The sequence below is a fragment of the Holospora elegans E1 genome (genome assembly GCF_000648275.1).
In the GTDB taxonomy this organism is placed as follows: domain Bacteria; phylum Pseudomonadota; class Alphaproteobacteria; order Holosporales; family Holosporaceae; genus Holospora; species Holospora undulata_A.
In genome coordinates this window covers 1-7,215 of record NZ_BAUP01000090.1, presented here as the reverse complement: position 1 = coordinate 7,215, position 7,215 = coordinate 1, and the positions used below count along the sequence as shown (strand labels likewise).

The following is a 7,215-nucleotide window of genomic DNA, read 5'->3' as shown; positions in this document are numbered from 1 at the left end:
CTATTGGATTCAAATCACAAGAGCAAGGAGGTAGAAAAATTATACTGTATTTTACAGATTCTATTAATTTTCTGCTTTAATTTTCTTGGTTTGCTTCTAAGTGCAAAAAGTCTTTTTTTTAGCTATACTCATGCTGAATGAAATAGTAATGGGATCTGGTATAAAATACTCAAAATAGACTTGCGTTTTTAAGATTTATTTTATTATCTTTATCAAAAGAAGTACAATCATTACAAAATTGGAGTGCAAAAATTCAAAAGCACATTAACTGGCGCAGGCTTTTTACACTTACTGACGTCTAATCGTAACAAAAAGGCCATCGCTTGTGTATCCAAAACCATTGCTCTGGATGTTTTTTCACCCATTCTTCTAGATATTGATTAACACAGTGCATAGTTTCTTTTGGACTGTTTTTATAAAAAATTGGAGGAAAAAATTTAACTTTAAATCCGCCATCCTTTAAACGCTGAGCACAAACAGGAATAAGAGGACAACGATATTTTTCAGCACAACGCGCAGGAACCACTGTTGTATATGCTAAATGTCCCAAAAAAGGCAACAAGGGACCTTGCGAAAATTTCTGATCTACCAGTAATACTACTGCTTGATTAGACTGCAAAGCTTGAACAATAGCTTTTACTGAATGATTTTCCTTAGACACAACACGATGACATGTTTGACTTTGAAATCTTTGCATTACTTTATCTACCCAAGGATTGTTCGCTTGCCGATATACTTGTGTAACTTTAAATCCACACTGTTTTAACGCAAGAGAAATCATTTGAAAATTCCCAAAATGTCCAGAAACGAAAATACACGGCCTTCCTTGGAAAGAAGAGATTCCCTCTTTTCCTTCAATTTGAATTTTTTTTAAGGAAAATGCTCCTAAATGGCAATACTCTCCACACACTGCCCCCCAATGGAACCACATTTTTTTTAATACATCTTTACGCCGATCCGCAGACCAGTCTGGAAAAACCTGGATCAAATTTTTCATTCCAACACAGTGAACCGGAAGCAGGGGGCCAATCCATTGCGCTAACTTTCCTGCAACTCTTGAGGCTCGTTGCACTCCTAAAAGACGAAATAGCGCTACCGCCCCCATAAATCCTGCAAATTCTATCAAATATCTTGTTTGTTTGATCCTGATTTTTAGACTTCTTGATAGTATCACGTAATAGGAAACTCCCCTAAAGAACCAAATCTATCCTATCATGCCATATTAACAAAATATTATCTAGCCAACATAAGTTTTAATAAAAAAACTCAAAAGTAAGAAAAATGTTTTAAAATTAAGACTTAAACCACAAAGATTTTTTTTTCAAAGATTTAATCTTTTTTGCCCCCTTTCTTATATTTCTCAAATCGAATCGATGCTTTTTTTTTACAACAGAAGTATGACTGCATTCCTTAGATGGAAATCTCCATGGGCGTTTTTCATCTGACAAAATTCCTGGAATCCATCCGTTTCCTTTTTGGTAAAAAGTAATCGCGTTTGGATACTGAATTTTTAGTCTTCTTCCTGTTTCAAACAATTCTTTAATGGAAGGATTCTGAAGATCTTTTTCTTTACAAGTATGAGAAAGGTTTAAAATTCGCGCCCATTGAGAAATTACGTACCTTCCTTTTCGAGTTTGAGAAATCCAAAGAGTACTCGTTTCTTCTTGAACTACCCCCATATATTCTTGAGTGACTAAAATTTTGGGAATAAAAGCCCAATATCGCGCGATCCCAGTAAAAACACCAAGTCCACCTATTCCCCACCATCGCCAATTCTTTTTCCATACCAACCACCAAAAAACACAAAACACCTGGGCAAAAAAAATCCACTGACTGTACATCGGGCAGTAAAATAGTAAAAAATTTAAATAATGTGTGGAGCTTTGAGCAATATTGACTAATCCTTTTAACGTTAATCCCCATAAAAAAAATGCTTCTTTTGAATACGGAGTTAATAAAGAAAGTAGTGCAATTAGCCCTACGGGCATAACGCAAAAACTCGTCCAACTTACAGCAAATATATTACTGATAATACTTTGAAAAGAATACTGATGAAAATAAAATGCAATCCAAGGAAGTGTAGAACAAGTAGCTGCAATTGTAGTTACGTTCATCATTAAAAAATTTTTTTTCCAACGTCTCCAAACTGGGGAACGTTTTTCTGAAAAAGCGTTCCTCAAAAATTCACCAGGAACAGTCATCAAACTGGCCGTTGCAATAAAAGAAAGCTGGAAACTTAAACTAAAACAAGCATGAGGTTCTGTCAATAAGATCCCTGAACCACATAAGGATAACATTCTTATTGAAGATGGCCAACGATTTAAAAACATTCCCGTTAACGTTCCTGCCATCAAAATAAACGATCGCTGCACTGGATACCCTGCCCCAGAAATGCACGCGTACATTCCTCCTGCAATTAAAGAACATATTCCTGCCAGACTTTGCAAACTTATAATTAATCCTAATTTTGGAATCCCCTGAAGCAGCCATTTAAAGATAAAGAAACAAATTGCAGCTACAATAGATAGGTGAAGTCCGGATATAGCAAGAATATGCGACAGCCCAGAGATAGAAAAATCATCACGCAGTTTTAAAGGAAGAGCAGTTTTATCACCGGTAACTAGAGCACTTCCCACAGCTCCTAGCGGATAAGGTAACTTTTCATGGAAGGTTTTTGTTAGATAGTGTCGAAAACGAGTTAAAAATCCACGCTTTCCAGAAACAACTTGGACTGGTGAAATACTAAATCCGTACCCAGAAACACCTTGAAAAAACTGATGAAATTGAGCGTCATACCCACCAGGGACCAATGGTTTAGCCCAAGGTATCAATTTTACCTTAGCCTTAATCCAGTCTCCTGGAGTAATATTTTTTTCACAAAGCGTTCTTATTCCCAACCGAATACAAGGCAAAGATAGGCCCCCTTTAGAAGACTGTAACTCTTTTATCCACACTCTTGGGTAAATTTTTCCAGAATTAGAGGCAGTATGATCCATAGAAACAACCTTTCCTTTTATCCAAAAAGGACCTAGTTCTTTTTTAAGCAAAGTGTTGCGTGGATAAACAGAGATTCTTAAAAATCCAACAGAAAAACATAGCACTGCCCAATATAAAGCTCTAAGAACGATACGATCTTCTCGTAAAAGTTTAAAAACACTTCCAAATAGCCCGATGAATATCAAACAATACGTTTTTATTTTTGGTTCATAGGTAAGAGATGTATACCCATAAATCCCCATTGCAATTCCAAAAGGCATCCATAAAATATGCCTCTCTTGCTCTTGAATGAATTTTAGGTGAAGAGAAACGAGAAATTTTCTAAATTTTTTTGATACGTAAATGAAAAATATTTTAACATGTGCAAAAACTCGATATGGAAAATGTCGAACAAAGAGCACTTTTTATCATTCCTATTTTATTTAAAATTTCTCGTAGGTTTTAGAAAAATCTTGTTCTCACCCAAAGTTTATACCGTTTGCAGCTTAGAAACATCCCTAAAGCACCTAAGCACACAATGTTCGTGCTTTCATGATAAGATCTCCCAAAGCTTGAGAACTTAGCCCGTGACGCACTCCCTTCAAGTAATCTTCTAGCTCTTCCAGACTTAATTCAGAAAAATCTTTTAACGTTAAAATTTTGTTAGCTACCAATGCCTCCAGCATATATGGACTGCAGAGCTCCATTAATTTTGGATCTCCTTGGTGTGCAACAAACATATTTCTATGATTCTTTTCTTCTTCTTCTAAGGCTTCTAACGCTCTTGCACGAAGCTCTTGTGCAATTTCCAAAGTGAACCCTTCTAACTGCATAAGCTCTTCTTGAGAGGTAAATACAATATCTTGCAAAGATTCAAATCCTTGAAGAACCAAAAAATGCGCCAAAAATTCATCCAGGTCAAGACGCTGAACAAAAAGCCCCATACGCTCTTGAAGATCCTGAGAGCGCTTTTTCTGTTCTTCAGAAGCGCTCATGATATTAATATTAGTTCCTGTTAATTTACAAACCAATGAAACGTTTTGCCCTTCTCTTCCGATAGCAAGATTTTTTTGTCCATCAGGAACAACCACTGTGTACTGATTGGTTCCTTTTTCCACCACAACCTTAAGAACTTCTACGGAAGACAGCGCATTGACGATAAACTCCGGCGTTTCTTGAGACCACAATACAACATCTATTTGCTCTCCCTTTAATTCTTCTTGAATTGCTTTAACACGATTTCCGCGAATTCCCACACAAGTCCCTACAGGAGAAAAATTCCTCCCCTTGCTGGTAAAATTATAAGCAAAAACCGCAACTTTTGCTCTACTTCCTGGGTCTCTCACAACCCCTTTGATTTCAATCAGCCCCTGAGCGATTTCATCTACCTCTCTTACAAAAAGCTCGTGAAGAAAGCCTGAATGCGTCCGGGAAAGAAAAATTTGAGGTCCTTTCTGCTCTCTACGCACCGCATAGATATAAGCTTTTAAGCGATCATTGATGCTATAATTTTCCCATTTTAAAAGCTCGCTCCGAAGAATTATCCCCTCTGCGCGCCCCAAATCAACAACAACGTTGCGACCTTCAAGACGTTTTACTGTAACGCTAACCATTTCCCCAACACGAGACTTAAATTCTTCGTACTGAGCTTTTCGTTCCATCTCTTGAGTTTCATGCTGCAACGTCTTAAGAATACTAGATACTTCAGAACGAGAAAATTCTAATAAAGGCAAAGATTCTACCCACTCTCCATCAACAATTTTTCCTTTAGCGTTTAAAGTATCTTTTGAATGAATTTGCTTAAAAGGACATGTCACTTCATCAGTAATCAAACGATGTCGTGTAAGGTTAATATCTCCAGTTTCTGGGTGAATAGAAACTCGAATATCGTTTCGAGTTCCATAATGCTTTGAATATATTTTAGAAAAAGCCAACTCAAAGATGGATAACAACGCTTCTTTATCTAAAAATTTTTCTTTTGCTAACCCTTCTATTTCTTTCAGCAACACTGGACCGATATTATACACACTCATTCTTCTGTCTCCTTTTGATTCTCAAATTTGTACACGAGTTTACAAAATTTAATAGAAGACCACTCTACAGAAAGGATATCGTCTTGGCTTAGCGCTAAAACAATACCACTTCCCAGCACGTTTTGAAGTACGCCTTCATATTTTTGACCTTTTCCTCCTTGGATTCCCACCAATATATGCGTACCTACATACCTTTTGTAATGATCTGGAGTCACCAAAGGACGTTCCACCCCAGGAGAACTAACTTCCAAAATTTGCTGATCCGTTAAGAGCCCCTTGCTTCTTAAAATCGGCTCTATTTCCGCAGAAAGTTTGACGCACTCTTCTATAGAAAGCGTAAGCGTTTTCTTATGCTCAATCATCACGCATAAGTCAGACTCTTTCTTGGATTGCAAAGTAACCTGCACCAAACTATATTCCTTATCTCTAGATAGGAACTTAAAGTATTCCAAATTAGTTCTCGATTCATTATATAAAAAAGGGGATATAGCCGCCCTTTTCCTGAAAAACCTACACATTTATTCATATATTTTTTTATTATAAAAAATATTGCTTTTTTTCAAGCCTTTATTTTTAGTAATAAGCAAAAAAATAAAAAAACTAAAAAAGTCAAAAATACAAAAAAATATTAAAAATTTAATAAATATTGAGAATGTAATTTTTGTTTTAAAAATAATTATATTGTGTAAGAATCAATTATAAAGTTCGAAAAAATAATAAATTCTAGCACAACACTTTCTATTAAAAAACGCAGACTAAAAAATACTAATTTAAAAAAATTCTTGAAAAAAACAGAAAACTATAGCTCTTCTATTAATAACCTGTATTCATGATTTAGCTACCCTTCTTAATAGAATCATGGAATGAGCTATCATAATCATGTTTTCAGCAATCTCTATGGCAATTTCATAATCTTTAGATACCCTTCGAAGATGATTTAGCTGTGCAAATGTTCTTTCGGCAATCCAACGCTTTAGCAAGTATAGCCCATCCTCGAGATATATGCTCTGAGATTGCTATAGTTTTATTCAATATATTTCTTACAAATGCCTCCATGGGGTTTCTATATCCAACATCTGCACACACTCCCTTTAATGTAGGATATTTTTGCACTGCTTCCTAAAAAACTCTGCACCCAGCACCTGTGTCATTGGCCTTATGAACCGTGATATGGAGCAGATTGCCTTGCCTATCAAAAACTCTATTCCGTTTAAGTACCCCTATGAAAGATTTGGGAAGACTTTCCAAACTTATCACGATTGTCGCTGTTGCTATTTTATACGCTTCTATAACGGGCCTTACACAAGAATGTGCTTACAAAAAAACAGTCAGAGCACCTTTGTATTCATACTTCACAAGGGGACTCAGGTGGATCAAAGATAAACTCTTACTCTTTGATTTCAGCGATCGTTTAAACTATCTGAAAAAAAGTGAGGGGGAGTATGATCGCTGCCTTAAACGAAAAGGACTCAATGTTTTTCCAAAAGATGGGAGGCCCTTCAAGAGAAGGAACATCTTAAGGACTATCCTGTTTTTTTTATGATATTTTTAGCTATATGCCAAGAACGCATGGGCACTCTGATAAAGGCAAGCGGTGTTATGGCTCTCATGACTGGGGTGGGAACAAATGCCATAGGCGCTTTAATTGGCAAATACAATTGCAATTGGTTTGATATCTTGCTCAGTCAATACAGAGGTTTTTACATTTTGGGTGCAGAAGATTTTATTACCAAACCTTCCAAAAGAAAGCGGTAGTTATGGATAATGCTACTTTCCATAAAGGGAAAGCAGTGCAAAGCATGCTAGAAGATGCCATAATTTGCTTTATTTGCCTTCCTTATTCTTCGGATCTCAATCCTATTGAGAAAAACTGGGCCCAAGCAAAACATATAAGAAGAACATTGCCTTGCTCAGATCTCTTATTTCAATTCCATTTTTCGTAATCTTTTTATACTGAATTTAGCTATATCAAACTCCCTTTTATATTATTTTTAAAGAGTTTGAGCAAAATCCGTCAAACTTTAATCATAATCTAAACCATACGAAGCCTTTAACTAAAGACACTTTTTATTAGAATCAGTAAAGGAAGTCTTTTAAAAGTCTCTAAAAAAGATTGTATGTAAATTTTGTGAATGTTAAAATTTCTTTAAAAGCGGTTTTGTTCGAGGGGGCTGCGGTACAAATAATAAAAAATGTGGAAAAAATT

At 35.9% G+C, this 7,215-nt stretch carries 7 protein-coding genes; 2 read left to right on the top strand and 5 right to left on the bottom strand.

Going from position 1 to position 7,215, the window contains the following annotated elements; all coding sequences use genetic code 11:
* Positions 1-298: 298 nt before the first annotated feature.
* The 5 genes from HE1_RS03745 to HE1_RS07310 form a co-directional block, all read right to left on the bottom strand.
* Positions 299-1,174 (bottom strand): lysophospholipid acyltransferase family protein, encoded by an 876-nt coding sequence (locus tag HE1_RS03745; protein WP_278243276.1) that lies wholly within the window; start codon positions 1,172-1,174, stop codon positions 299-301.
* Positions 1,175-1,292: 118 nt separating this feature from the next.
* Positions 1,293-3,398: a ComEC/Rec2 family competence protein gene (locus tag HE1_RS03740; RefSeq protein ID WP_035544873.1), complete on the bottom strand. Its 2,106-nt coding sequence runs from the start codon at positions 3,396-3,398 to the stop codon at positions 1,293-1,295.
* Positions 3,399-3,503: 105 nt separating this feature from the next.
* Positions 3,504-5,009, bottom strand: coding sequence for a transcription termination factor NusA (gene nusA / locus HE1_RS03735; RefSeq protein ID WP_006303205.1), 1,506 nt, complete (start codon positions 5,007-5,009; stop codon positions 3,504-3,506).
* Complete coding sequence (gene rimP / locus HE1_RS06535) at positions 5,006-5,461, bottom strand: ribosome maturation factor RimP (protein ID WP_162531241.1); 456 nt, start codon at positions 5,459-5,461, stop codon at positions 5,006-5,008. The genes nusA and rimP overlap by 4 nt, the downstream gene beginning before the upstream one ends.
* A 463-nt stretch (positions 5,462-5,924) precedes the next feature.
* Positions 5,925-6,122, bottom strand: a complete 198-nt coding sequence (locus HE1_RS07310; protein ID WP_242837196.1) for a hypothetical protein — start codon at positions 6,120-6,122, stop codon at positions 5,925-5,927.
* Between the two features lie 52 nt (positions 6,123-6,174).
* Between HE1_RS07310 and HE1_RS08215 the strand changes: the two genes are divergently transcribed.
* Entirely contained in the window at positions 6,175-6,552 is a 378-nt protein-coding gene (locus tag HE1_RS08215; RefSeq protein WP_162480314.1) for a hypothetical protein, read from the top strand.
* A gap of 214 nt (positions 6,553-6,766) precedes the next feature.
* Positions 6,767-6,952, top strand: coding sequence for a transposase (locus tag HE1_RS09670; RefSeq protein ID WP_162480312.1), 186 nt, complete (start codon positions 6,767-6,769; stop codon positions 6,950-6,952).
* Positions 6,953-7,215: the final 263 nt, after the last annotated feature.

Excerpts from the sequence above, each read along its gene's own strand:
- nusA (WP_006303205.1), bottom strand. The coding sequence starts at position 5,009 with ATGAGTGTGTATAATATCGGTCCAGTGTTGCTGAAAGAAATAGAAGGG.
- HE1_RS09670 (WP_162480312.1), top strand. The coding sequence starts at position 6,767 with ATGGATAATGCTACTTTCCATAAAGGGAAAGCAGTGCAAAGCATGCTA.